This is a genomic window from Hymenobacter daecheongensis DSM 21074 (assembly GCF_900141805.1).
GTDB lineage: Bacteria > Bacteroidota > Bacteroidia > Cytophagales > Hymenobacteraceae > Hymenobacter > Hymenobacter daecheongensis.
The window spans coordinates 59,759-83,054 of record NZ_FQYN01000004.1 but is presented as its reverse complement, the minus strand read 5'-3'; the positions used below and the strand labels follow the sequence as shown (position 1 = coordinate 83,054).

Below are 23,296 nucleotides of genomic sequence, written 5' to 3'. Positions count from 1 at the left end.
ACGACGAGACGCAAGTATGCGTCTCTACATTGGGCTTTACAAGTATAAAAGGCCTTCTACAAACTGTAGAAGGCCTTTTTCTAACCTTTGGTGAATGAAAAGTACGTCAGGCAACCTGGGCCTGAAAGCCTGCTTCTTCAACCAGCGCCACCACCTGGGCCTCGCTCAGCTCGCCGCTGATGGTGAGAATCTTGTCGGGGCTGGCGGTATCGACCTGCCAGGAATGGATGGCTTTTTCGCCGTTCAGGGCGGGAGTTACGGCTTTGATGCAGCCGCCGCAATTGATGTTGGTCTTGAAGCGCAGGGTTTTCATAAGCGAAGAGTTGAAGCCGCCCGGAAGGGGGCGGAGTTGAGAAAGCAACGCGCAAAAGTAGCGCCGCGTGCGCCGGAAGTAGTACAGAATTGCGCCGCCGACCAGCATGATTTATGCCCTGCTCATCTTCAGAAAGCGCAAGTGGCGCAAGGTCGGATACTCGCTTCGCTCGTCGCGAAACGGATTTTCGCGCTACGGGCCAGCCGGCTCCGCCGGGTGCTCATCGAGGCTGACTTCATGGTGGCCGCGGCGGTACTGGGCCAGGGCTTTTTCGCCCAGCAGCCAGAAGGCTACGGGCGTTACGATGATGTCGAGGAAGGTGGAGGAAAGCAGGCCGCCGAGGATGACGGTGGCCACCGGGTAGAGGATTTCCTTGCCCGGCGCGTCCTTAGCCAGCGTGAGCGGCACCAGGGCCAGGGCAGCCACCAGGGCCGTCATCAGTACCGGCACCAGGCGCTCCAGTGAGCCGCGGATAATCATGGCCGGCCCGAACTTCTCGCCCTCGTGCTCCACCAGATGAATGTAGTGCGAAATCATCATGATGCCGTTGCGCGAGGCAATGCCGGTGAGGGTGATGAAGCCCACCAGCGAGGCAATGCTGAATGTGCCGCCCGTGAGCAGCACCGCCACCACCGAGCCGATGAGGGCCAGCGGAATGTTGAGCATGATCTGCGCCACCAGCCAGCCCGACCGGAAGTGGGAAAACAGCACCAGGAAAATGCCGGTTAGGGAGAACAAGCTCAGCCACAGAATCTTGCGCGAGGCCGCCTGCTGGCTCTCAAACTGCCCGCCGTAGGTGAGGTAGTAGCCCGCCGGCAGCTTCACCTGCTGCCCGACTTTGGCCTGAATCTCCCTGACGGTGCTGCCCAGGTCGCGGCCGGCCACGTTCAGCGAGAGGATGATGCGGCGCTGGCTGTTTTCGTGGTTGATGGTGTTCGGGCCGGGCTCGTAGCGCACGTCGGCCACCTGGCTCACCGGAATCAGGGCCCCGGCGGGCGTTTCGATGCGGGTCTGGGCGATGGTGGCAATGTCGTTGCGCTGATTTTCGGGCAGCTTCACCAGCAGGTCGAAGCGCTGCTGCCCGTCGAGCATCTGCGACACGACTTCGCCCTGAAACAGCGTTTGCAGCGTGGCCACCACGCGGCCGCGGTCGAGGCCGTAGGCCTGCAGGGCCGCGTCGCGGGGGCGCACCAGCAGCTGCGGAATCTGCACCTGCTTTTCCACCTGCAAATCGACCACGCCCGGCACCCCGGCCGCGGCGGCCCTGATTTCACCCGCGTAGCGGCGCAGCGCCAGCAAATCGTTGCCGAATACCTTAATGGCCACCTGCGCCCGCACGCCGCTCAGCAGGTGGTCGAGGCGGTGGGAAATGGGCTGGCCGATGTTCACGTTCACGCCCGTAATCAGGCTGAGCTTCTGGCGCAGGTCGGTCAGTATTTCGTCGCGGCTGCGCATTTTCAGGCCCTGCTTTTCCAGCTCATCTTCGGTTTTGAAGGCCACTTCGATTTCGGAGTTGTTCACCGATTCGGCGTGCTCGTCCAGCTCGGCGCGGCCGGTGCGGCGGGCAGTGTAGGCCACCTCGGGCAGCTTCAGCATCTGCTGCTCGCCCAGCGTGCCCAGCTTGTTGCTTTCGGCGAGGGAAGTGCCGGCCGGGGCCGAAAAGTTGACGGTGAGCGAGCCTTCGTTGAAGGGCGGCAGAAACTCGGTTCCGAAAAACGGCACCAGCGCCACCGCCAGCCCAAAAAGCGCTGCCGCCGTGCCCAGCACCAGCCGGGGCCGGGCCAGGCCCCAATGCAGCAGCCGCGTATCCTGGCGCTTCAGCCAGCGCACCAGCCCGCCATCCTGCCCAGCCTGCCGGATCTGCTTCATGCCGGGCAGCAGATAGTAGCACAGCACCGGCGTGATAGTGAGCGACACAAACAGCGAGGCCACGATGCTGGTGATGTAGGCAATGCCCAGGGGCGCGAAAATGCGGCCTTCCATGCCCTCCAGCGCAAACAGCGGCAAAAACACCAGCACCACGATGATGGTGGCGTACACAATAGAGTTGCGCACCTCCGAGGAGGCCGCGTAAATCACCTGCAAGGCGGGCCGGGGCCGGGCCAGCTGCTGATTTTCGCGCAGCCGCCGGAACACGTTTTCCACGTCCACGATGGCATCATCCACCAGCTCGCCGATGGCAATGGCCAGCCCGCCCAGCGTCATGGTGTTGATAGAAATGCCCGCAAAGCGAAACACCAGCGCCGTGACGAGCAATGACAACGGAATGGCCACCAGGGAGATAAACGTGGTGCGCACGTTCAGAAGAAACGCAAACAGCACGATGACCACCAGAATGGCCCCGTCGCGCAGGGCTTCTTCCACGTTGGTAATGCTCGACTCGATGAAGTCCGATTGCTTGAACAGGCGCGTATTTACCTGCACATCCGGGGGCAGGGCGGGCTTCAGCTCGGCCAGGGCTTTTTCCACGGCTTCTGTGAGGCCCACGGTAGCCGCGCCCGGCTGCTTCTCGATGCTCAGAATCACGGCCGGGCGGCCGTTCACGCTGCCGTCGCCGCGCTTGAAGCGGGCCCCGAACGCCACCGTAGCCACCTGCTTCACCGTAACGGGCGAGGCCTCGCGGTAGCCCACGATGATGTTCTCAATGTCCTCGACCGAGCGCAGCCGGCCCAGGTTACGAATGAGCACTTCGGAACCGTTGCGGTCGAAGAAATTGCCGGTGGTGTTCAGGTTGGAGCGGCGCAGCGCGTCTTCCACCTGCGTGATGGTGAGGCCCACCGCGTTCAGGCGGGGCATATCGAGCAGCACCTGATACTGCAGGTTTTCGCCGCCGATGGGGATGACCTGGGCCACGCCCGGAATGCTGAGCAGGCGCTGGCGCACGGTGTAGTTGGCCAGCGTGCGCAGGCCCGCGGCCGTGGTAACCTCACGGGACCCCTCCGGGGCCGGTCCCCTCTCCATAGGAGAGGGGGAGCCTGACGATTTGGGGGGGCTCAGCGAGTCATTTTTAATTTTTAACTCTTCATTCTCAATTGACAAGCCCACCAGCATAATCTGGCCCATGACGGAGGAAATGGGGCCCAGCACGGGCGTGATGCCGGCGGGGAGCTGCTCGCCCACGGTTTGCAGCTTCTCGGCCACTATCTGGCGGGCCGTGAAAATGTCGGTGCCGTAGTCGAACTCCACGAACACCATGCCCAGGCCGATGGCGGAGTTGGAGCGCACGGCGGATACGCCGGTGGCGCCGTTCAGGGCGGTTTCCACGGGCAGCGTCACCAGGGCTTCCACTTCCTCGGGAGCCATGCCGGCGGCCTCCAGAAACACCGTCACGCGGGGCCGGTCCAGGTCGGGCAGCACATCAACGGGCAGCTGGCGGGCCGTATAGGCGCCGGCCACCAGCAGCGCCGCCGCAAAAGCCAGCATCAGCAGCCGGTTCTGCAAAGCGAAACGAATGATTTTATCGAGCATGGTGGGGAGATAGTGAAATAGTGAGATGGTGAAATAGTGAGTTTTCTGTTCGGCTTGCGCAATCCGCGCAAATGGCGCATTAGGCGCAAACCGAACAGAAAACTCACCATTTCACCATTTCACCATCTCACTGATTGAGGTAGATGGATTTGAGCTGGTAGGTGCCCACGGTTACTACCCGGTCGTTTTCGTGCACGTCGCCGCCGAGCAGCACGGTTTGCTGGCCGTTGGCGGGGCCGGGCTGCACGTAGCGGATTTTGAACTCTTCGGGCGTGGTGTGCACGAACACCACCGGCTTGCCGCTCAGGTCGGTGAGGGCGGCGGTGGGCACCACCAGCTGCCGGGGGCCGCCGCCGGGCTGGCCCAGCACCTGCACGCTCACGGCCTGCCCGGCCCGAAACTGCGGTTTAGCCGCCGCATCCAGCTCCAGAATGAGCTGCCGGGCCTGGTTCACGGGGTTCACCACGTTGGAAAACACCACCAGCCGGGCCGGCACGCCCTCGGCCTGGCCCTGCAGCCCCTCCACCCAAAACGCCGCGCCGGGCGTGATTTTGGCCAGATCCGGGGCAAAAACCTGGGCCTCCACCCGCAGCTTGCCGGGGTTGATAACCCGAAACAGCTCGTCGCCCTGGCTCACCTGCTGCCCCACGGCCAGGCTGAACACATCCACGGTGCCGCTGATGGGAGACGTGATGCTGACGCGCCGCTGGCTGGCCTGGCCGTTCAGGATGGCCGCGTTCTGCCGGGCCTGGCGCAGGCGCAGCTCGGCGGCCACCACATCTTTGCGGGCGGCTATGTCGGCAATGGTTTGCAGCCGGGCGTAGTCCTGCTGGGCGGCGCGCAGCTCGGCCTGAGCGTTGGCCCGCTCGGTGCTAAGGCCGATTTGCTGGGTCGCGTCCAGCGTCTGATCGACCACGGCCAGCACCTGTCCAGCCCGCACCGGCTGGCCCACCTGCGCCGCCAGCCGCACGATGCGCCCGGTCTGGGGCACCACTACGCGCCCCTCGCCCCCCGCCGCCGCCGACACGGTGCCGTAGAGCGTGAGGCGATTATACGTATCGGAGTAGCTAGCCAGGGCCGTGCGGACGCCAAACAGGAACTGGCTTTCCTTGGGCAGATCCACGGCATCGGTTTTGGCGAGGCCTGTGCCGGGCTGGGCGGCCGCGCCGTGGTCTTCGCCGCCGTGGGCCAGCAGCGCCGTGGGCGGGGGCAGCAGCCCACTCAGCAGCAGGCCGGCGGCAGCGGTGGCGGCCAGTAGTTTATGCCTGGTTTTCATACGCGGAAGCAGCAGAAGTGGAAGAAGCGCCCCCCGCCAACCGGCGGCGACGCAGAAAAAAGGCCGTGAGGGCCATGCCCAGGCCAAAAGCGCCGACCAGCGGCAGCAGCGTTTTCCAGGAAGAGAATATCGATGGGTTTTCCGCAGCGGGCGCGGCGGCCACGGGCAGCTTTTTGCCCACCGCAATGCCCTGGAGCAGCAGCAGATCAGCCCGCTTGCCTTCCACAATGTTCACGGCAAAGCTGTAAGTGCGGTTGGCCGGAAAAGCCCCTTCTACCAGATACGCGCCCGAATCCTGCGGCGCTACCGTCCATTTCAGGCTCTTGTCTTCAGGCGAGGTAATAGTAATGGTGCCCCGCACCGGCGCGTTGGTCACGTAGTCGGCCACAAACAGGCGCAGGTGGGCGGGGCGGCCCTTTTCCAGCGGCTCGTAGCGCAGCAGCAGCTCGAATTTCTCCGACAGCGCCGCCACCGAAAACGTGGTAGCGGCCGGCCCCGCGGTTGCCGCCGCCGCGCCGTGGTCTTCGCCGCCGTGGGCCCAGGAGGTCGCGGCCGCCAATAGCAGCCACAGCAGCAGGAGGAGGGTTTTTCTCCGCAAAGTCAGCATCATGGTCTTCTGCTTTATGCTCATTGGCCGCGCAAGTAGGTAAGCTCCACGAGGGCCTGCCGGTAGTCGCGGATGGTGGTCAGGTAGGTGCTCTGAATGGTAAAGGCCTGGTTCAGGCTCTGAATCAGCACCAGGTAGCTGATTTCGCCGGCTCGGAACAGCCGCTGCGACTGGCTGATGATGGCCGTAGCCTGGGGTAGGCCGGTTTGCTCATAATACGTGAGTGAAGCCGCAAACTTGCGCGTGTCGGCCAGGGCCTGCTGATACTGAGTGCCCAGCTCCAGGCGCTGGTCCTGCAGGCGGGCCTGGGCGGCCTGCCCGCGGGCCGTGGCCGCCTGCAGCTGCGAGCGGTAGGTCCAGAACCAGATGGGCACCGACACCCCAAACTGCAGCCGATACCGCAGCGCCGAATTAGCAAACGCCTGATTCTGATAGCCCACCGTGAGAGCCGGCGTGCGCCGCGCCCGCACCAGACTGATACCCGACTGGCTCAAGGCGACATTCTGGGTGTAGTAGGCCAGCGTGGGGCTTTCGGCCACGGCGGCGCTGTCCTGGGTCGGCAGGGCCGCCAGCAGCTCGGCTCCGGCGCGGGCCAGCGCGGGGCCGGTCTGGCGCAGGTCGTCGGCGGTGGTCAGGTCGGTTTCGGGGCGGCCCAGCAGCAGGCCCAGGCGGCGCTGGCCCGCCCGCCGGTCCAGCAGGGCTTGCTCGCGCTGGTTGCGCACCTGCCGGGCCTCGGCCTCGGTGCTGATGCGCTGCAGCGATGTGACTTCGCCGGCGGCAAACAGCCGGTCGGTTGTGGTTTGAAGTACCCGAAACAGGCTGTCCTGGTACGTGAGCTGGCGCACCTGGACCTCCGCGAACTGCAGCGCAAGGTAGGCCAGGCGCACGTCGCGGCGCACGGTGGCGCGGCTCACGGCCAGGCCGCGCTCGGCCAGCACCACGCCGGCCTGTGCCGCCTGGGCCTGCCGGCGGTACACGTTGGGCAAATCCAGGGTTTGCACCACGCCGGGCGCCCACCGTTCGCCGGTGGGCGCTGAGACCAGAAAGTCGGGGTTGGCGGGGGCAAAGCTGCCGCGCTTCAGGGCCCGCTGCTCTTCAATGTCGGCTCCCGCCTGCCGCAGCCGCGGGTGCCGACGCAGCACCTGGGCCTCGGCGCTATCCAGCCGCACCACCTGCTGGGCGCGGATGTAGCCCGGCAGCAGCACCAGCAGTAGCCCCGCCAGCCGCTTGTGCCCGAGGCGGAAAGGAGGCACGAGAAAAGCGGGCTTGGTCATGATAAGAGACAAGAGAAATGGGCTTCGGCCATTTTCAGGGGCGTATTCATAATGTTTTGTAGCGTGTATTTCGGGTCGACGGCTTCACTAGCCGCCGGGCCAACTTTGCTACGCCTTTTTCACCAGATCCATCCCGCACTTGGGGCATTGGCCGGGCTTGGCGCCCTGGCTGCCCTCGCAGCCCATGGGGCACTCATACACGGCCGCGGCAGGTTTCGCCTTGCCGCCGTTTTTGGCCTGCCAGGCTTTGAATTGCTGGATTTCCTGCTGCTGGGCCGCTATCATCTGGCGGGCCATTTCCTTCAGCTTGGTGTCGCGGCCGTGGGTCAGCTCGGCCTGGGCCATGTCGATGGCGCTCTGGTGGTGCGGAATCATCAGGGCGGCGTAGTCCTGGTCCACGTTGCCGCTGGCAGGGGCCATGTCCTTCATCATGCCGTCCATCGAAGCTTGCATTTTGGCGGTGAAGGGGTCGTTGGCATCCTGGGGCTTGTAGTTGGTGGGGGCCGCGTCGAGGCGGGTGGCAATGGCCTCCAGCGCCTGCATTTCCTGCTGCTGATCGGTGCTGATTTTCTCCGCCATGGCCCGCAACGTGGCATCCTTGCCCTCCTTCAGCAGCAGCGCCGACATAGCCACCGCGCCCTGGTGGTGGGCCATCATCATGTGGGCAAAGTCGTGGTCGGTGTTGCCCATCGGCTTAAAATTCTCCATCTGCTGCATCATTGTGTGCATCAGGCCCATCATGCCGGGCGCGGCGGCGCTGCCGGTGTGGCCGGCATGGTCGGCGTGGGCCGGGTCCTTGACCGAGGCAGTGCCGGCCGAATCGGCGGCAGCTTCGGTGGCTTCGGTGGTCGTGGCGTTGTCAGTGGTGGTGCTGTTGCAGCTGCCGAGCAGCAGGGAGCCGGCGCACAGGGCGGCGAGGAAGAAAGCGGGCTTTTTCATGGGAATGGGGTAGAGAAAATGAGGGCGCAAACCGGGGCTGCGCCCGTTAATCAGGCTTTTACGTTGATGGTGAAGTCGCTGGTATGAATGCGGCCGGCGTGGTTGAACTGCAAAAACACGCGGTACAGGCCGGGCTTTTCGAAGCTCGTATTGAAGCCGATGGCGGGGCCTTTATCGGCCTGCGCGGTGGGGTGCACGTGCAGATACTGCTCCGTGTCTTCGCTGATGACCACTACGTGACCCAGCGCCCCGAGGTAGTTTTCGAGGTCAGTGACGGGCTGGCCGCTTTTGGTAATGTTGATTTTCATGGCCAGCGGCTGGCCCACGGCCGGGGCTTTGTCGAAGGCCAGCGTGGCCGCGTAGCCGTCCTTTTTCCAGGTCATATTGTCGGTGCGGAACTTCACCGGCGCGTAGGCCGGGCCCTGCACCGTGAGCGGCTGGCGGCCCAGCTGGTGGCCGGCCCCGGTGGGCGTGTAGTCCTGAAACAGCACGTACTCGCCGCCCTTGGCAAAGGTGTACTGTGCCTCATAGCTGCCCTGGGCCGTGTATTCGGGGTGCTCGTGGTAGAACTGCGAAAGGTCTTTAGAGACGATAATCAGGTGGATTTTCTTCTCGTGCACCACATCCAGCGGCACGGGCACGGCCGCATCATCGGCCTGCTGGGGCGTGAAGGCGAGCCGTGTCGGCTGGCCGGCTCGGGGCTGCCGGGGCGCGGCCTCAAACTGCATCCGGTAGGATTTGCCATTGGCCACCTGGTCGGTGTGCTCCAGCTTCATGCCGCACTTGGGGCACGTTTCACCGTCCTTGGTGCTGGTCACTTCGGGGTGCATGGGGCAGGAATACGTGTGGCCCCCGGCGTGCTCAGCGGTGCCGGCGGCCGGGCCGGCGGTGGGCGTAGTGACGGCGGCGGTAGTGTCGGAAGCAGAATCAGAAGAGCAGCTACTGGCGGCCAACAAGCTGGCAGCGGCCAGCAGCGGAAGGGAAAATCGGAACATGGCAGAATGGAAATGGGAGGGGAAAGCGCGGACTGCGCAGCGGCCCGCAGGGCCGGCCTATCAGGCCCGGAACACGCTTTTTATCAGCAGGAAAAATGCCTGATCAAAGCCAGGCGCGGGCCGAAACGCCAACGAAAAGGCCCGCCCCGGACATAGCACAGCTATGCCGGCGCGAGCCTGGGCGCTACCATCCAATCAGACCGTGAGGGACTGAATGAAGATGCGGATATCGGGGATTTTAGGCGGCAGATACCGCGGCGGCACCAGGCACACGGGGCCGGTGCGGCTCCAGCGGCCGGCCGTGGGCCGGGGCTGAAGGGTGAAATTGGTGGGCAGCAGGGCCGGCGCGGGTACGAGTAGCTGCTTCTGCGCCGGCGCGCTGAGCGCGGAGAGTAGCGAGGCCGACTTTTCGCGGCAGCAGCTGTGCTTGCCCGACTTGTGCGCGCCGGCTTTGGCCTTCAGCGCCCTGGCGGTGGCTCCGCCTTTGCTTTTGCAGCAGCCGTGCGCCGATTTAGCGGCCAGAGCGGCGCGGGGTGGCACGGCCGCCTTCGGCAGCGTCGCGCACCAGCACTGCCCCACAAACACGTTGACGAAGACGACCAGGAAGGTCGTCGCCAGCAAGCGGCGGAAAGGGAACAGGCTACGGATCATAAACTGCGGAAAGCAACGGCAAAAGTAACAGGCTTTCGTCGGACCTACGCCGCGGCGGTACTACTGTGGCGGCGGGCTCAGGGTGGTGGCCGGGCCGGGCAGCGGCCCGAAGCGGCGGCGCTAAGCCCGCCGGAAAGCGCCGCGTGGCCCATTTGCGGCCGGTTTTGTTCCTGCGCCTCCGCCCCGCGGCGGGCCGAATTATGCAACCGGGCGGCGGGATTTTATGCGCAGCGCCGGGACAGCTGAGTTGGGCGCAACACCTGTCTGAGACAAATTCTGAAGGTTTTGGTGCGGATTTCGCACCACCGCCGGCCGGCAATGTGCGTTCCTTTGCAGGGCGCGGGCCGCTCCGGCCATCAGGGCCTACCGGCTCCGCCTCACTTATTCTGCCTCATTTTCCGTATGGAACCCACCACGAAAACCGAAACCCTCGACATCGAAGGCATGACGTGCGCCTCGTGCGCCGCCGCCGTCGAGAAGTCGCTTAGCCGCACACCCGGCGTGCAGCGGGCCGTGGTCAACTTCGCCACCGAAAAGGCCACCATCGACTACGTGCCCACCCAAGCCACGCCGGCCACGCTGACGGCCGCCGTGGTGCAGGCCGGCTACGGCGTGCTGGCCCGCGCCCCCGATACCAGCGCCGCCGAGCGCAGCGCCGAGCTGGACCGCCAGAAAGCCCTGGCCTACCGCCAGCTCAAGCGCCGCTTCGGGGTAGCCGCCGGGCTGGCCGCCATCATTATGCCTCTGAGTATGCTCATGCTCTGGCCGGCGCTGATGGCCCGAATTAACATGCAGGTGCTCAACTACATTCTGCTGCTGCTCACGCTGCCCGTGCTGCTCTACAGCGGCCGCGAGTTCTACACCTCGGCCTGGAATGGCTTACGCCACCGCGCCGCCAACATGGATACGCTCATTGCCGTGGGCACTGGCGCGGCCTTTCTGTATAGCCTGGCCGCCACCGTGGCCCCCGGCTTTTTCACCCGTCGCGGGCTCATGCCGGAGGTATATTACGATACCACGGCCACCATCATTGCCCTGATTTTGCTGGGCAAAGTGTTGGAAATGCGGGCCAAAACCCAGACCTCGGCTGCCATTCGCACCCTGATGGGCCTGCAGGCCAAAACCGCCCGCGTGCTGCGCCCCGACGACCAGGAAGCAGACGTGCCCATCGAACAGGTGCAGCTCGACGACGTGGTAGTGGTGCGCCCCGGCGAGAAGGTAGCCACCGATGGGATTATTCTGGTGGGCCAGTCGGCGCTGGATGAGGCCATGCTGACGGGCGAAAGCCTGCCCGTGGAGAAGCGCCCCGGCGACGCGGTGTTCGGGGCCACGCTGAATAAAACCGGCTCCTTCCGCTTCCGCGTGACCAAAGTAGGGGCCGATACCATGCTTTCCCAGATTGTGAAGCTGGTGGAAGATGCCCAAGGCAGCCGCGCCCCCATTCAGCGACTGGCCGATAAGGTCAGCACCGTTTTCGTGCCCACGGTGGTTGTTATCGCCATTCTCACCTTCGTGCTCTGGTTCGATTTTGCCCCGCCGGCCACCCGCCTGCCGCTGGCGCTGGTCAATTTCGTGGCCGTGCTCATCATTGCCTGTCCCTGCGCCCTGGGGCTGGCCACGCCCACGGCCATCATGGTGAGTACCGGCAAAGGAGCCGAGCATGGCGTGCTCATTCGCAATGCCGAGGCGCTGGAAAAAGCGTATCAGGTGAACACCGTTTTATTGGATAAAACCGGCACCATCACCCGCGGCGAGCCGGCCGTGACGGACTTCCGGCCCGCCGCTGGCCAAGATGCCCCGGCGCTGCTGGCGCTGGTGGCGGCTGTGGAGCGGCAGAGTGAGCACCCGCTGGCCGCGGCCGTGGTGCGCCACGCCGAAGCGCAGGGCGCGGCAACCGTGCCGGCCACCGATTTTCGGGCTGTGGAAGGCAAAGGGGCCACCGCCACCGTGGCGGGCCAGGTCGTGCTGATCGGCAACCAGCGCCTGCTCGCTGAGGCTGGTATTAGTCTGCCAGCCGACCTCACGGCCCAGGCCGGCCAGCTGCTAGCGCAGGCCAAAACCGTGCTCTATGTGGCCGTGGCGGGCCAGGCGGCCGGCCTCGTCGGCGTGGCCGATACCGTGCGCGACACGTCGGCGGCGGCTATCCGGCAGCTGCAGGGCCTGGGCCTGGAGGTGGTGATGATGACCGGCGACAACCCCCAGACGGCCGCTCAGGTGGCCGGGCAGGTGGGCATCACACGCTACTTTGCCGAGGTGCTGCCCGCCGACAAAGCCGGCCAAGTGAAGGTCCTGCAGGCCGAAGGCCGGGTGGTGGCCATGGTGGGCGACGGCATAAACGACGCGCCCGCGCTGGCCCAGGCCGACATCGGGCTGGCCATGGGTGCGGGCACCGACGTGGCGATGGAAGCCGCCGGCATCACCCTGATGCGCTCCGACCTGCAGGGCGTGGTCACGGCCATTGCGCTGTCGCGGCAGACCATTCGCACCATCCGGCAAAACTTGTTTTTCGCGTTTTTCTACAACGTGCTGGGCATTCCGGTGGCGGCTGGGCTGTTGTATCCGTTCTTCGGCATTCTGCTTTCGCCCATGCTGGCCGCCGCCGCTATGGCGCTCAGCTCCGTGTCGGTGCTTACTAACTCGCTGCGGCTAAAGGGCTTTGCGGTAGGGGAAAAGTAGCGCCGTGGCAGTAGCACAGACCTGTGACGTTCAGGATAGCAGCAGCGCGGCGGCGGGTTTGTAGCAAACGGTCGTGAAGAACGTCAAAGCCGCGTAGCGTTGACAGGGTCGTGCGGGCGTTCCTGTCGCCGCTATGCGGCTTTTGATTCACTTCTGCGTGATTCTCTACAAACCTGTCGCCGCTACGCGGCTGCTTTGGGTGGGCTTTCGGCAAGCGCGGCATGAGCGTTTTTAGCAACTCAAAAAAATTTCTTGTACAAATGGACTTCATCGAAATCATTGTTACGCTGAGCGGGCTGGGCCTGGCGGCATTCGTTATCTGGTATTTCTTCTTTTCGGCCCGCCGGATGGTCAGCGCGGTATCGTCGTCCGGGGGCGTGCAGCAGGTCAGCATTACCGTGAAGGGCGGCTACTCGCCGGATGTGGTGGAGGTGGAGCGCGGCAAGCCCGTGCAGCTGAGCTTCTACCGCGACGAGGAAAACAGCTGCTCCGAGGAGCTGCTCTTTCCCGATTTCAGCATCCGCCGCGCGCTGCCGGCCTTCCAGACCACGCTCGTGGAGCTGCTGCCCCAGCAGGCCGGCACGTTTGCCTTCACCTGCGGTATGGGCATGCTGCGCGGCCGCCTGGTGGTGCGCTAAGGGCGCCGCCCAATGTTTCTACCACGGTTGAGTTTGTTGGGTAGCGCCTGCGTCCATCCAGCTGCGTGCAATGCCCGGCATCCGGTGTCTATCGGGCTGCAAGTGGGAAGCTGCGCCCGCCGATTCTTCAGGTCATCGGAACGGCGTAGGGCCGTGCTACTTCGCGTCTCGTCGTTGAACGATAGATGCTAATCTGAATAAACAACGAAACAACGTCAGCAACGCCGAGACGCGAAGTAGCGCATTTCACACCTTTTCAGCGGGTTGATTTTCCACCGCCGCCGGGCCTTCCGTGGCCCGCGCCCGCTGGTTTTCCTGGGCAAATACATGCAGCAGCACGCCCATATAGGAGAGCAGCAGCGGACCGATAACCAGTCCCAGAATGCCGAACAGGATGATGCCCAGCGTGGCCCCGGCCAGCGTCACGAGCGGATGAATGTTGCCCATGCGTCGGGCCAGCAGGATGCGCAGCAGGTTGTCCACGTTCATCACTACTAGGCCGCCCACCAGCAGAATGCCCGCGCCCTGCCCGATGGCCCCGTGCGCAAACTGGTAGAGCGCCGCCGGCCCCCACACCAGCGGCGTGCCCAGCACCGGAATGAAGGCCACGAAAAAGCCAATTGCGCCCCAGAAAAACGGATCGGGCACCCCGAACACCCACAGCAGCAACCCCGTAAGCACGCCCTGCACGATGGAAATGAGCACCTGGGCCACCACGTTGGCCCGCACGTTGTTCTGCAGGGCCTCGCGCAGCTTGTCGAGCGTATCGGGGCGGAAGGGCAGGTAGCGGCGCAGGTTGTGCAGAAAGGCTTCTTCCTGCACAAACAGATAGTAGAGCGTGAACAGCAGCAGCGCCATCACAAAAACCAAATGCAGCACGCCACCGGCCAGCGTGGGCAGCCACCGGCTGATGGCGCTGGCCAGCTGCCCGAGCAGCGTGCGCACGGTTTGCTCGCTGGTAAGCGAATAGCCGGTGAGGCGCTCCAGCCGCCGCACCACGGCCAGCGCCTGATCGGTGTATTGCCCGATGTTGCGCAGCCGCTCAAACAGCATGGTGCTCAGGGCATAAAACGGCACCATGAGCGTCACCACCGTGAACAGCAGCAGCAGCCCCGCCACCAGCTGCCGGTTCCAGCCGCGCCGATGCACCAGCGCGGCATACCACGGCCGCAGCGCCACATACAGAATGCCCGCCCCCAGAAACGCCGAAAGGTAGCTGCCCAGCCCGTACAGAATAAGGCTGCCCAGCGCCACCAGCACCACAATCAGCAGCACATGGCGCTGGTAGGGCGTGTAGATGGTATGGGTGGGGTGCGACATGGCCGACGGGAGGGCAGAAAGGAAGCCTAGGGGCGCCGCGTTGCCAGAAAGAAACGCTGGGGCTGGCTTCGGTGCGCCACGGGGAAATTCGGAAAGTCAGCCGAATAACCGGCAAGAGCCGGCCTGATTTCGAGAAAAAATGCCGGCTACCAGTGTGCCCGCCGCAGCTTTTCGGGCTGCAATACGCGAATGTTCTTGGGCGTCAGCTCGATCAGGCCATCATGCTTGAACTCGCTCAGGGTGCGAATCAGCGACTCGGGCGCGGTGCCTACCACGGCGGCCATATCGTCGCGCGAGAGCTGAATGCTGCCATCCGGGGCCGCGCCGGCCTGCTCGTGCAGGCGCAGCAGCGTGTCGGCCACGCGCCGCCGGATGGAGCTGTAGGCCATGGCCAGCAGCTGCTGCTCCCGCTCGCTCACGCGGCCCGCCAGCAGCCGGATAAACTGCTGGCCCACCTCGGGGTTGCGCAGCAGCTGGGCAAAATCATCCCGCGGAATGTACACCAGCTCCGAGTCGTCGACGGCCACGCCCGAGTCGCTGTGCGAGGCGTGCTCCAGCAGGGGCAGGTAGCCGAAAAACTCGCCCGGCCCGTAGAGGCCCGTAATCAATTCTTTGCCGGCGGCGGTGGTCTTCACCGTTTTCACCCGCCCCGATTTCACAAAGTACAGCCGCGTGGGCTCGTCGCCTTCGAGGTACACATCCTGCTTTTTGCGCACCAGGTGCACTTTGCGGTCCAGGGTAAGGCTTTCCAGATTGGCAGCCACGCGGGCATCGCTCAAAAACTCGTGCAGGCCATCGGCGTGCAGGTCGTAGTCGGGCCGCAGGTGCTGGAAGCGGTGGAGGCGGCCGCTGACGGCGCTCAGCAGCTCGCTTTCCTCGAAGGGCTTGGTTAGGTAGCTGCCGGCCTCCAGGGCCATGCCGCGGCGCAGGTCGGTGCGCTCGGTATCGGCTGTCAGAAAGATGAACGGCACGCCCGTAAGCTGTGGGTTCTGGTTGAAGATCTGCCGCACGCCGTAGCCATCGAGCACGGGCATCATAATGTCGCACACCACCAGGTCGGGCTTGGTGGTCAGGGCCAGGCTCACGCCCATTTTGCCGTTTTCGGCCGTGAGCACAGTGTAGCCGGCCAGCATGAGAATCTCGGCCGTGTTTTCGCGGATCGTCTCGTTGTCTTCAATCAGCAGAATCGTTTTCATAGCGCAGGTGCGGGTAGTAACGAGCGGGCGGCGGGCAGGCGGGCGGGGGTAAAAGCAATTTCCGCAAAAATCGGGGAATGAGTAGCGTCAGGCTTTCCCGCTGATGTTCGTCATGCCGCCGCGCGGGGCGGGGGCGTAGCTGTGGCTTCCACTGCTTTTTTCCTGCCATGTCTGGTCTGCTGTCTTTGGCCTCCGAAGCGTTATCGGGCGGAGCCGTGCTGCTGGCGCCAGGGCCTAGGTGAGCCGGCAGCCGGGCTGGCCCGCGGCCGAGGAAACAACGGCCGCCCTGCGCGCCCAGGCAACGGCCGGCTAGCGGCGATGAGCCGTTAGATGCTGCAAAATCCAGGGGCCGCTGCGCGTTGTTTCAGTCTCAATTCTTTGCTGCCTCATTGCCTGCCTGGGCAACTTGAGGGCTCAGGCTGCACAGGTCGTAGCTATTCTCCTCTCGCAGTATTACTTAATGCGGCAGCTTTTCGCGCAGGGCGCTGTAGGTCCAGGTGCCGGCCAGAGCAGCCAGAATCAGCACGGCCGCCGCGCCCACGCCGCTGCCCAGCTGCGCGAACATCGGGCCGGGGCAGGCCCCCGTGAGTGCCCAGCCCAGCCCGAAAATAATGCCCCCGATCCAGACGCCGTGGCTGAACCGCTTATCGGCCAACACAATCGGCTGCCCGCTTAGGCTGCGCAGGTGGCGGCGCTTGATGAGTTGAATAGACAGCATCCCGACCAGCATAGCCGAGCCGATAACGCCGTACATGTGAAACGCCTGAAACCGGAACATCTCCTGGATCCGGAACCAGCTGACGACTTCACTTTTGGTCAGAACAATGCCGAAAAGTGTCCCAAGTAGCAGGTATTTGAGGCCTTTCATGGTAAAGCGGAGTTTAAAACAGCAACGGATAGATAATCCACGTCATGAGCAGGCCACCGGCGAAAAAGCCGATGACGGCCACCAGCGACACCCATTGCAGGTTGGAAAGGCCCGAAATAGCATGACCCGAAGTGCAGCCCCCGGCGTAGCGTGTGCCAAAGCCCACCAGAAAGCCGCCCAGCACCAGAAATACCCAGCCCCGCCAGTTAGCCAAGTTTTCCAGCGCAAACAGCTCACGCGGCAGCAGCCCCGTGAAGTCCGTCAGGTGCAGCTGGGCCCGCAGGTCGCGCACCGTTTCAGCTGATATGGCAATGGTTTCGGGGTGGCCCAGCACGCGGTAGCCCACAAAGCCGCCCACTACAATACCCAGCACAAACCACAGATTCCAGCTTTCGGACCGCCAGTTATACTGCAGAAAAGGAATGCCCGCCGGCACGCAGGCCGCGCATATCTGCCGTAGCGCACTGCTAATACCCAGTGCTTTGTTGTCGAGAAGCAACAGCGCTGGCACCATCAGCCCGATGAGCGGGCCGGCTACGTACCAGGGCCAGGGTTGTCGGAGGAGTTCAAGCATACGATTCAGAAAAAGTAGGTTGCACTACGCAGCGAAAAGCGGGCTGGAAAGTTCTGAGAAATACGGAAAAGGAAGCTATTGTTCCACTGGCGGCCTTTAGCAGAATTCATCATTACCAGCCAGCCTACGGCTACATAGCTCCAGCCTAACTCGGCATGCAGGCCGCTGGGCCCGCGGGTTGTGGCTGATAGCCTACGCTAGAGGATTGGCGCTGGCCTAAAACAAAAAAAGGCCTTCAACACTGCTGCTGAAGGCCTTTTTTGTACCCGGAGCCGGAATCGAACCGGCATATCTCTCGATATCGGTGTTTGAGACCGACGCGTCTACCAGTTCCGCCATCCGGGCAAAACTCGTTCCCACAACTCAGGAACGGGCTGCAAACTTAGCCAGACTTTCGCGAATGCGCAACAGGTAGCGCCGTTTCAGGTAGTAAGTTCTTACCTGGTGCAGGGCCTGCGGGCGCACGTCGGCGGGCAGGCCGGCGTAGCCGGCCAGCACGGGCTCAATGCCCGCATCCAGCCCCTCCGATAGGCTATCGACCTCATGCTCAACGCGGGCCACAATAGCCGGGTCGGGCTCAAACTCCAGCTCCATCAGTTGCTCGTTCAGATCCATTACCTCCATCAGAAAATCGGCGGGCAACTCCTGCTTGCCTTCTTCCAGCAGCCCATGCTGGCCCAGAATGTAGGCCATGCGCTGCTCGGGGTGGGAGAGGGTGCGGTAGGCGTTGGTATTGAGCGTGGCCAGCTGCAGAATCTCCTGCTGCCGCTCGGGCGGGGCCGTAGCATGAAAATCAGGATGATATTCGCGGCTAAGAGCGTAGTACTTGCTTTTCAGCGCGGCCTCATCGGGTCGGAAGGTTTCGGGTAGCTCGTAGAACTCGAAGTAGTTGGTGGTCATGGCAGGGCGCTGGGGAGGGGAACCGTATTACGGCTGGCTAATGGGGAGACTGACCTGGTGTACGGAGAAAGCCTGCGCCGGAACGGCAAACAGCGCCTTAGTGGCCGGCCACACCTGCCCGAACAGCGCCGAGCGGCGGTAGGCATTCAGCGCCTCGGCCGAGGCCCAATGGCTGTGGGTGCAGTAAATATTTGGCTGGTCGGCATCCTGCCAAAGCTCCAACCGCAGGCAGCCGGGCATCTGCCGGATCAGAGCGTCGGAGTCCTGAAATATTCGCAGAAATTCGGCGGTGCGCTCCGGCTGGAAAGTCATGCGCACAATTCGGATCAGCATAGGAAAGAAGAGAAGTTTTGGTGCGGAAAATACTAGCCTGACAAGTTGGCTATTTTACTTAACATAATATAAAAATAAATAAAAAACTGCTTCAACAGGCTAGAATCAGGCTTTTTGGCGAGTGGGAATAGGTTGTGGCAACCGCCGTTTCGCTAGCCGGCAAACCGAATATCAACCTGCGAGTCGAAGTGCAGGCCCAGCAGCTCGGAGGCATTGCCCTGGTTGACTCCGATGCAGAGGCGGTCCTGACTGTTGAAAATACAGACCGCCTCGCCGGGGTCGGCGGCCTGGAAATGGGGCACAATGTCGCGCACGGTTTCGCGGGCAAAGTGAATAGTGCCGGGCCGGCCCCGCGCAATGACCTCCATAGCCGTGCGGCTGATGTTGGTGACGAGGTTGCCGTAATGATCGACGTGGATAATGTGGCCGGTGATGCGGTTATCCTGCAGGCGCAGCTGGCGGTTCATGAGCTGATACAGCTCCGTGGTGGGTTGGCCCAGCTCGGCGAGTGGTGCGCCCTGGGCCAGCTGCACGGCAGCGGGGGCCAGCACGTCGCGGGTGGGGGAGGCGGTGGCTTCGGCTGCCAGCCGGACCATGGCTTCGGGCTGCCCGTCGGTGAGCAGGGCTAGCAGGCCATTGTCGGCGGCCACGAAGAAGTGCCCGGCAAACTGCAGCGCGTGCCAGCTGCCCTTGGTGCCATGGTCGCTCACGCCCACCAGATGCACCGTGCCGAGGGGAAAATCGCGGAATACGGCGTCGAGCACGTGCACGGCGTGGGCAATGTTGAAGGGCTCGATGCCGTGGCTGAGGTCGAGCACGGATTGAGTGGGAGCCAGCTGCATGATCCGGGCTTTCACCGCCGCCACGTAATGGTCTCGGTAGCCAAAATCGGAGAGAAACGTAATCAGCCCCATGCCGGAAATCCTCAGTTCTTCGTACTATTGTTTACCCCGTGTGGGGGCGGCAAAAGTAGGCTATTTGGCCGGATGGAACCAATGCCGGCCCTCCTGGTTACCATTTAAAACTTCCCTTCGCTTAAACCCACCCACAGTTTGGTCGAGAAAATCATCACGCTCGAAAACGTTTCTCTTGTCGACTTCCTCGGACCCGACAACCAGAACATCCGCCAGCTGGCCGCGGCCTTTCCCGGCAGCAAAATCATTTCGCGAGGCAACGAGATTAAGATTCAGGGACAAACGCCCATTATTGCCAGGATCAATGAAATCCTGTCGTCTCTGATCGAGCATTATCATCAATTCGGGCAAATCACCGACCGCACCGTGGCCGAGCACATTGCCGCCGCCGACGATGAGCAGGAAGAGCGGGTAATTGCCAGCACGCCACCTTCCGATGTTATTATTTTCGGGGCCAAAGGCGGCGTAATCAAGGCCAAAACTCCCAACCAGCAGAAGCTGGTGGATGCCGTGATGAAGCACGACCTGGTGTTTGCGCTGGGGCCGGCCGGCACGGGCAAAACCTACGTTTCGGTGGCGCTGGCCGTGCGGGCGCTCAAAAACAAGGAGGTCAAGAAGATCATCATTTCGCGGCCCGTGGTGGAAGCGGGCGAGAATCTGGGCTTCTTGCCCGGCGACATGAAGGAGAAGGTAGACCCGTATCTGCGTCCGATTTATGATGCCCTGGAAGACATGATTCCGGCCGAAAAGCTGAAATTCTACCAGGAAAATAAGATCATCGAAATTGCCCCGCTGGCCTACATGCGCGGCCGTACCCTCAACAACGCCTTCGTGCTGCTCGATGAGGCCCAGAACACCACGCCCTCGCAGCTGAAGATGTTTCTGACCCGCATGGGCCCGATGGCGAAGGTGATGGTGAACGGCGACCGGAGCCAGATTGACCTGCCCACCAAGCAGAAGTCCGGCCTGATTCAGGCGCTGGACATCCTGAAGGATGTGCGCGGCATTGGCTTCGTGGAAATGACAGCCGAGGACGTGGTGCGCCACCGCCTGGTGAAGGAAATTGTGGTAGCCTACGACCGGTTCGACGAGCAGCAGCAGCGCGACCAGGCCAGTCGGCCCGTGCGCCCGGCCCGCCCGTATCAGCCCAACTCCACGGCCAAGCCCGATGCCAGCCACCACCCCGATGCCCGCCCCGAAGACGACGGCATGCGGGAGCTGCCGGTGAATAACGAAAACTTGTAACGGCTTTTGAGGTCGTTGTTTTTAAGGCAAAAGGCCCGTTCCCGCCCCGGAAAGGGCCTTTTGCTTTGCCGAACGGCGGCAAAGTCAATTGGAACCTGAATCTGTCAGAAATTTGAGTCTATGCTAACCATTCAATCCGTATCCGCGCCCCAGGAGCTGGCGGCCGCGCTGGCCATTCGGCACAAAGTATTCGTGGAGGGCCAGGGCGTGCCCGCCGACGCTGAAAACGACGAGCACGACCACACCGATGCCCGCCACTACCTGGCCCGCACCACCGACGGCACGCCCTGCGGCGCCGCCCGCTGGCGGCGCACCGAAGGCGGGGTGAAGCTGGAGCGCTTCGCCGTGCTGGAAGAATACCGCAACCAAGCTGTGGGCGCGGCCCTGCTCCGGCGCGTGCTGGCCGATGTAGCCGCCGCTTACCCCGGCCAGCCGGTGTACCTGAACGCCCAGCTGCGGGCCATTCCATTCTATGAGCGTCACGGCTTTGCGAAGGTGGGCGAGCAGTTCACGGAGTGCGACATTGAGCACTTCAAGATGAAGTTACATAAGGCAGAATGAGGCGGCGCGCTGTTGGAGCTATCTGTCATCCTGAGCCCTGCGAAGGACCTTCCTCGTAGTTTAATGCCGCCTTAGCCCAACGTACAAAGCCCTTTACCGCGCTAACGGTAAGGGGCTTTGCTCATTCCAAATGGCTTCTTACTTTACCGAGGAAGGTCCTTCGCAGGGCTCAGGATGACAAATGATTGGAATTCAGCAGCAAACTATGCCGGATTTTTAGCAGCTTACCCGCTCGATTATTTCCGGCGCTACCTATTTCTATTCCGCTATGATTCACTGGGCTCCGGTTGCCTTTGTCCGGCTGTTTCTGGCCCTGGCGGCTGGCATTCTGTCTTACCTTTATTTTGGTGCGATGCTGCCGGATCTGCGCTGGGCGCTGGCCGGCAGCATGGCTCTATATATTCTGCTGCAGCAATGGGCCCGCCGCCGGCCTACGCCCGGCGCTACCGACGGCACCGGGCTGCTGGCTATGACTTGCCTGTATCTGGCCGGCCTCACGCTCACCCAGCAGGCCACCGAAAGCCGTCGGGCCGGGCACCTGAGCCGCTTGCGCGGCCCCGTCGAGTTTTACCGCGCTGTGGTGGACGACTACACCGTGACGCGCCCGGCCACTTTCGCTACCACCGTGCGCGTGTCGGCGGTGCGGATAGCGGGGCGGTGGCAGCCGGCGCTGGGCGGCATCCGGGTATCCATTCCGCGCGATTCGGGCGTGGCCGCGCCCCGCTACGGCGACGTGTGGCTGGTGCGCGGCGGCCCGGCCCCGAGCAAAGCCCCGCTCAATCCCGGCGAGTTCGACTACCGCCGCTACCTGCAGTACCATCAGGTGTATCATCAGCAGTTCATTCACGCCGACCAGTACCGCCGCATCGGCTTCCGGCCGCCCAACTACCTGAAGGCCGTGAGTATGCGCGCCGCACGGGTGCTCGATGGCGTATTCCGGCACTATGTGAAGGCAAAGCGCGAGTATGCGCTGGCCTCGGCGCTGGTGCTGGGCATTAAAGATGATGTGGATCAGGACACCAAGCAGGCCTACGCCAACACGGGCACCACCCACATCATGGCCGTGTCGGGGCTGCAGGTGGGGCTGCTGTTTGGGGCCGTTACGTGGCTGCTGGGGCTGCTGCCGGGGCGGCGCGGCTGGCTGTTCCGGCTGGTAGCGGCGGCGCTGGGGCTGGCCACCATCTGGGCCTACGCCTTCCTGACGGGCCTTTCGGCCTCGGTGCTGCGGGCGGCGGTCATGTTCACGTTCATCATTGTGGCCCGCGCCACTGGCCGCCAGAGCACCATGTACAACACGCTGGCCGTGGCCGCCTTCGCGCTGCTTTGCTACGACCCCTATTTGCTGGCCGACGTCGGGTTTCAACTCTCGTTTCTGGCCGTGCTCAGCATCGTATACCTGCAGCCGCGCATTGCCGCCTGGCTCGATTTTCGGGACCTGGCCGCCGCCCGCCGCCGGCCCTGGCAGCCCCGGCCCGTGCGCGGCCTCTGGACGGCGGCAGGCTGGACGCTGGACAAAATCTGGCAGGCCACGGCGCTTTCCCTCGCTGCCCAGGTAGCCACGTTTCCGCTGGGGCTGTTCTATTTTCATCAGTTTCCGCTCAGCTTTTTGGCTTCCAATCTGGTAGCCGTGCCCATTTCCTCGGGCGCCGTGTATGTGGGGTTGGGGCTGCTGCTGGCCAAAGGGCTAGTGGCCCTGGCCGGACTGGTGGTGCCCGCGCCGGTATTAGCCGGCCTCGATTATTTGCCCCAGGGCATTGCTTTGGTGTTTGAAACCCTGATCCGCTGGTTTAATCAGTACATCTTCTGGATTGGCCGCCAGCTGCCTGGAGCCCTCATTTCCGGCATCCACGTCACCACGCTGCAGGTGTGGCTGATTGGGGGCATTATTCTGGCCCTGCTCACGCTGGTGGCGGCCCGCCGGCTGGTGTGGCTGGGCGTGGCGTGCGGGCTGGCGGCCGGCTACGGCGGCAGCCGCGTGTGGGCCGCCCGCGCCCTCACTACTGACGAACAGCTCCTTATCTACAGCATTCCGCGCCGCTCGGTGGTGGGCTTCTGGCAGGGCGCGGCGGCCCATATCGTCACCCCCGATTCATTGCCGCTCTCCGAAACCGAGCGTACCTACCGCATCGTGCCGGGCATTATTCAGCGCGAAGCCCGCCTGGTGCGCTACCACGTGGGCTGGCAGCAGGCACCCGTGCCCACGGCCCGGCCCGCGCCGGGCGTGGTGCTGGCCGTGTGGCGCGGGCAGCGGCTGGGTTTCGTCTCGGGCCGGCTCGATGGCGCGCGGCAGCCGCAGCCCGTCGATCTGGTAGTGCTGCGGCGCAACGCACGGGTATATCCGGAGGATCTGGCGGCCGTGTTCGGGCCCCGGCCGCTGATTATTTTCGATTCTTCCTGCAAATCCTGGTACGTGGCGCGACAGGATTCGGCGCTGCAAAAAGCTGGTTTTCAAACCTATGATGTAACCGCGCGGGGTGCCTTCAGCGTGCGGCCGCGGCCGTAGAGCGAGGGCCGGCCTGTGCTCATCGAAACCGAACACATCGGGGAT

General features: G+C 63.5%; 20 protein-coding genes and 1 tRNA gene. 5 read left to right on the top strand and 16 right to left on the bottom strand.

The genetic code is table 11. The features are described 5' to 3' along the window. Positions 1-106: 106 nt before the first annotated feature. From BUB62_RS08540 to BUB62_RS08505, 8 genes are all read right to left on the bottom strand, one after another. Positions 107-313, bottom strand: a complete 207-nt coding sequence (locus BUB62_RS08540) for a heavy-metal-associated domain-containing protein (RefSeq protein ID WP_073108740.1) — start codon at positions 311-313, stop codon at positions 107-109. Between the two features lie 192 nt (positions 314-505). Next, entirely contained in the window at positions 506-3,781 is a 3,276-nt protein-coding gene (locus BUB62_RS08535; RefSeq protein WP_073108737.1) for an efflux RND transporter permease subunit, read from the bottom strand. A 127-nt stretch (positions 3,782-3,908) separates the two neighbouring features. Further along, positions 3,909-5,057 (bottom strand): efflux RND transporter periplasmic adaptor subunit, encoded by a 1,149-nt coding sequence (locus tag BUB62_RS08530; RefSeq protein ID WP_073108734.1) that lies wholly within the window; start codon positions 5,055-5,057, stop codon positions 3,909-3,911. Further along, the gene (locus BUB62_RS08525; protein WP_073108731.1) at positions 5,041-5,688 is read right to left on the bottom strand and encodes a hypothetical protein; all 648 of its coding nucleotides are present in this window, start codon (positions 5,686-5,688) and stop codon (positions 5,041-5,043) included. The genes BUB62_RS08530 and BUB62_RS08525 overlap by 17 nt, the downstream gene beginning before the upstream one ends. After that, positions 5,685-6,938: a TolC family protein gene (locus BUB62_RS08520; RefSeq protein WP_073108728.1), complete on the bottom strand. Its 1,254-nt coding sequence runs from the start codon at positions 6,936-6,938 to the stop codon at positions 5,685-5,687. The genes BUB62_RS08525 and BUB62_RS08520 overlap by 4 nt, the downstream gene beginning before the upstream one ends. 108 nt (positions 6,939-7,046) lie before the next feature. Then, a complete protein-coding gene (locus tag BUB62_RS08515; protein ID WP_073108725.1) occupies positions 7,047-7,877 on the bottom strand; it encodes a DUF305 domain-containing protein in 831 nt (276 codons plus the stop codon). Positions 7,878-7,927: 50 nt separating this feature from the next. Then, a complete protein-coding gene (locus tag BUB62_RS08510) occupies positions 7,928-8,872 on the bottom strand; it encodes a heavy metal-binding domain-containing protein (protein ID WP_073108723.1) in 945 nt (314 codons plus the stop codon). Positions 8,873-9,067: 195 nt separating this feature from the next. Next, the gene (locus BUB62_RS08505) at positions 9,068-9,523 is read right to left on the bottom strand and encodes a hypothetical protein (protein ID WP_073108720.1); all 456 of its coding nucleotides are present in this window, start codon (positions 9,521-9,523) and stop codon (positions 9,068-9,070) included. Between the two features lie 402 nt (positions 9,524-9,925). Here BUB62_RS08505 and BUB62_RS08500 point away from each other — a divergent pair, with 402 nt between their 5' ends. Next, on the top strand, positions 9,926-12,199 hold the full coding sequence (locus BUB62_RS08500; RefSeq protein WP_073108718.1) for a heavy metal translocating P-type ATPase: 2,274 nt from the start codon (positions 9,926-9,928) through the stop codon (positions 12,197-12,199). A 260-nt stretch (positions 12,200-12,459) separates the two neighbouring features. After that, positions 12,460-12,837, top strand: coding sequence for a cupredoxin domain-containing protein (locus tag BUB62_RS08495; protein ID WP_073108716.1), 378 nt, complete (start codon positions 12,460-12,462; stop codon positions 12,835-12,837). Between the two features lie 246 nt (positions 12,838-13,083). Here BUB62_RS08495 and BUB62_RS08490 read toward each other — a convergent pair whose 3' ends face one another. The 8 genes from BUB62_RS08490 to BUB62_RS08455 form a co-directional block, all read right to left on the bottom strand. Beyond that, the gene (locus BUB62_RS08490; RefSeq protein ID WP_073108713.1) at positions 13,084-14,157 is read right to left on the bottom strand and encodes an AI-2E family transporter; all 1,074 of its coding nucleotides are present in this window, start codon (positions 14,155-14,157) and stop codon (positions 13,084-13,086) included. Between the two features lie 146 nt (positions 14,158-14,303). Next, positions 14,304-15,353, bottom strand: coding sequence for a response regulator (locus tag BUB62_RS08485; protein WP_073108711.1), 1,050 nt, complete (start codon positions 15,351-15,353; stop codon positions 14,304-14,306). A 457-nt stretch (positions 15,354-15,810) separates the two neighbouring features. Beyond that, the gene (locus BUB62_RS08480) at positions 15,811-16,221 is read right to left on the bottom strand and encodes a DUF6691 family protein (RefSeq protein ID WP_073108709.1); all 411 of its coding nucleotides are present in this window, start codon (positions 16,219-16,221) and stop codon (positions 15,811-15,813) included. Positions 16,222-16,234: 13 nt separating this feature from the next. Continuing rightward, positions 16,235-16,795: a YeeE/YedE family protein gene (locus BUB62_RS08475; RefSeq protein ID WP_073108706.1), complete on the bottom strand. Its 561-nt coding sequence runs from the start codon at positions 16,793-16,795 to the stop codon at positions 16,235-16,237. A gap of 263 nt (positions 16,796-17,058) precedes the next feature. Then, a tRNA-Leu gene (locus tag BUB62_RS08470) sits at positions 17,059-17,140 on the bottom strand. Positions 17,141-17,158: 18 nt separating this feature from the next. Continuing rightward, the gene (locus BUB62_RS08465) at positions 17,159-17,695 is read right to left on the bottom strand and encodes an iron-sulfur cluster co-chaperone HscB C-terminal domain-containing protein (RefSeq protein ID WP_073108704.1); all 537 of its coding nucleotides are present in this window, start codon (positions 17,693-17,695) and stop codon (positions 17,159-17,161) included. A gap of 27 nt (positions 17,696-17,722) precedes the next feature. Next, entirely contained in the window at positions 17,723-18,028 is a 306-nt protein-coding gene (locus tag BUB62_RS08460; RefSeq protein ID WP_073108702.1) for a putative quinol monooxygenase, read from the bottom strand. Between the two features lie 152 nt (positions 18,029-18,180). Continuing rightward, positions 18,181-18,942: an SAM hydrolase/SAM-dependent halogenase family protein gene (locus tag BUB62_RS08455; protein WP_073108700.1), complete on the bottom strand. Its 762-nt coding sequence runs from the start codon at positions 18,940-18,942 to the stop codon at positions 18,181-18,183. A 138-nt stretch (positions 18,943-19,080) separates the two neighbouring features. Between BUB62_RS08455 and BUB62_RS08450 the strand changes: the two genes are divergently transcribed. From BUB62_RS08450 to BUB62_RS08440, 3 genes are all read left to right on the top strand, one after another. Further along, positions 19,081-20,187 (top strand): PhoH family protein, encoded by a 1,107-nt coding sequence (locus BUB62_RS08450; RefSeq protein ID WP_084538937.1) that lies wholly within the window; start codon positions 19,081-19,083, stop codon positions 20,185-20,187. 120 nt (positions 20,188-20,307) lie between these two features. Continuing rightward, complete coding sequence (locus BUB62_RS08445) at positions 20,308-20,748, top strand: GNAT family N-acetyltransferase (RefSeq protein ID WP_073108698.1); 441 nt, start codon at positions 20,308-20,310, stop codon at positions 20,746-20,748. A gap of 268 nt (positions 20,749-21,016) precedes the next feature. Further along, on the top strand, positions 21,017-23,251 hold the full coding sequence (locus tag BUB62_RS08440; protein WP_073108696.1) for a ComEC/Rec2 family competence protein: 2,235 nt from the start codon (positions 21,017-21,019) through the stop codon (positions 23,249-23,251). Positions 23,252-23,296 lie beyond the last annotated feature (45 nt).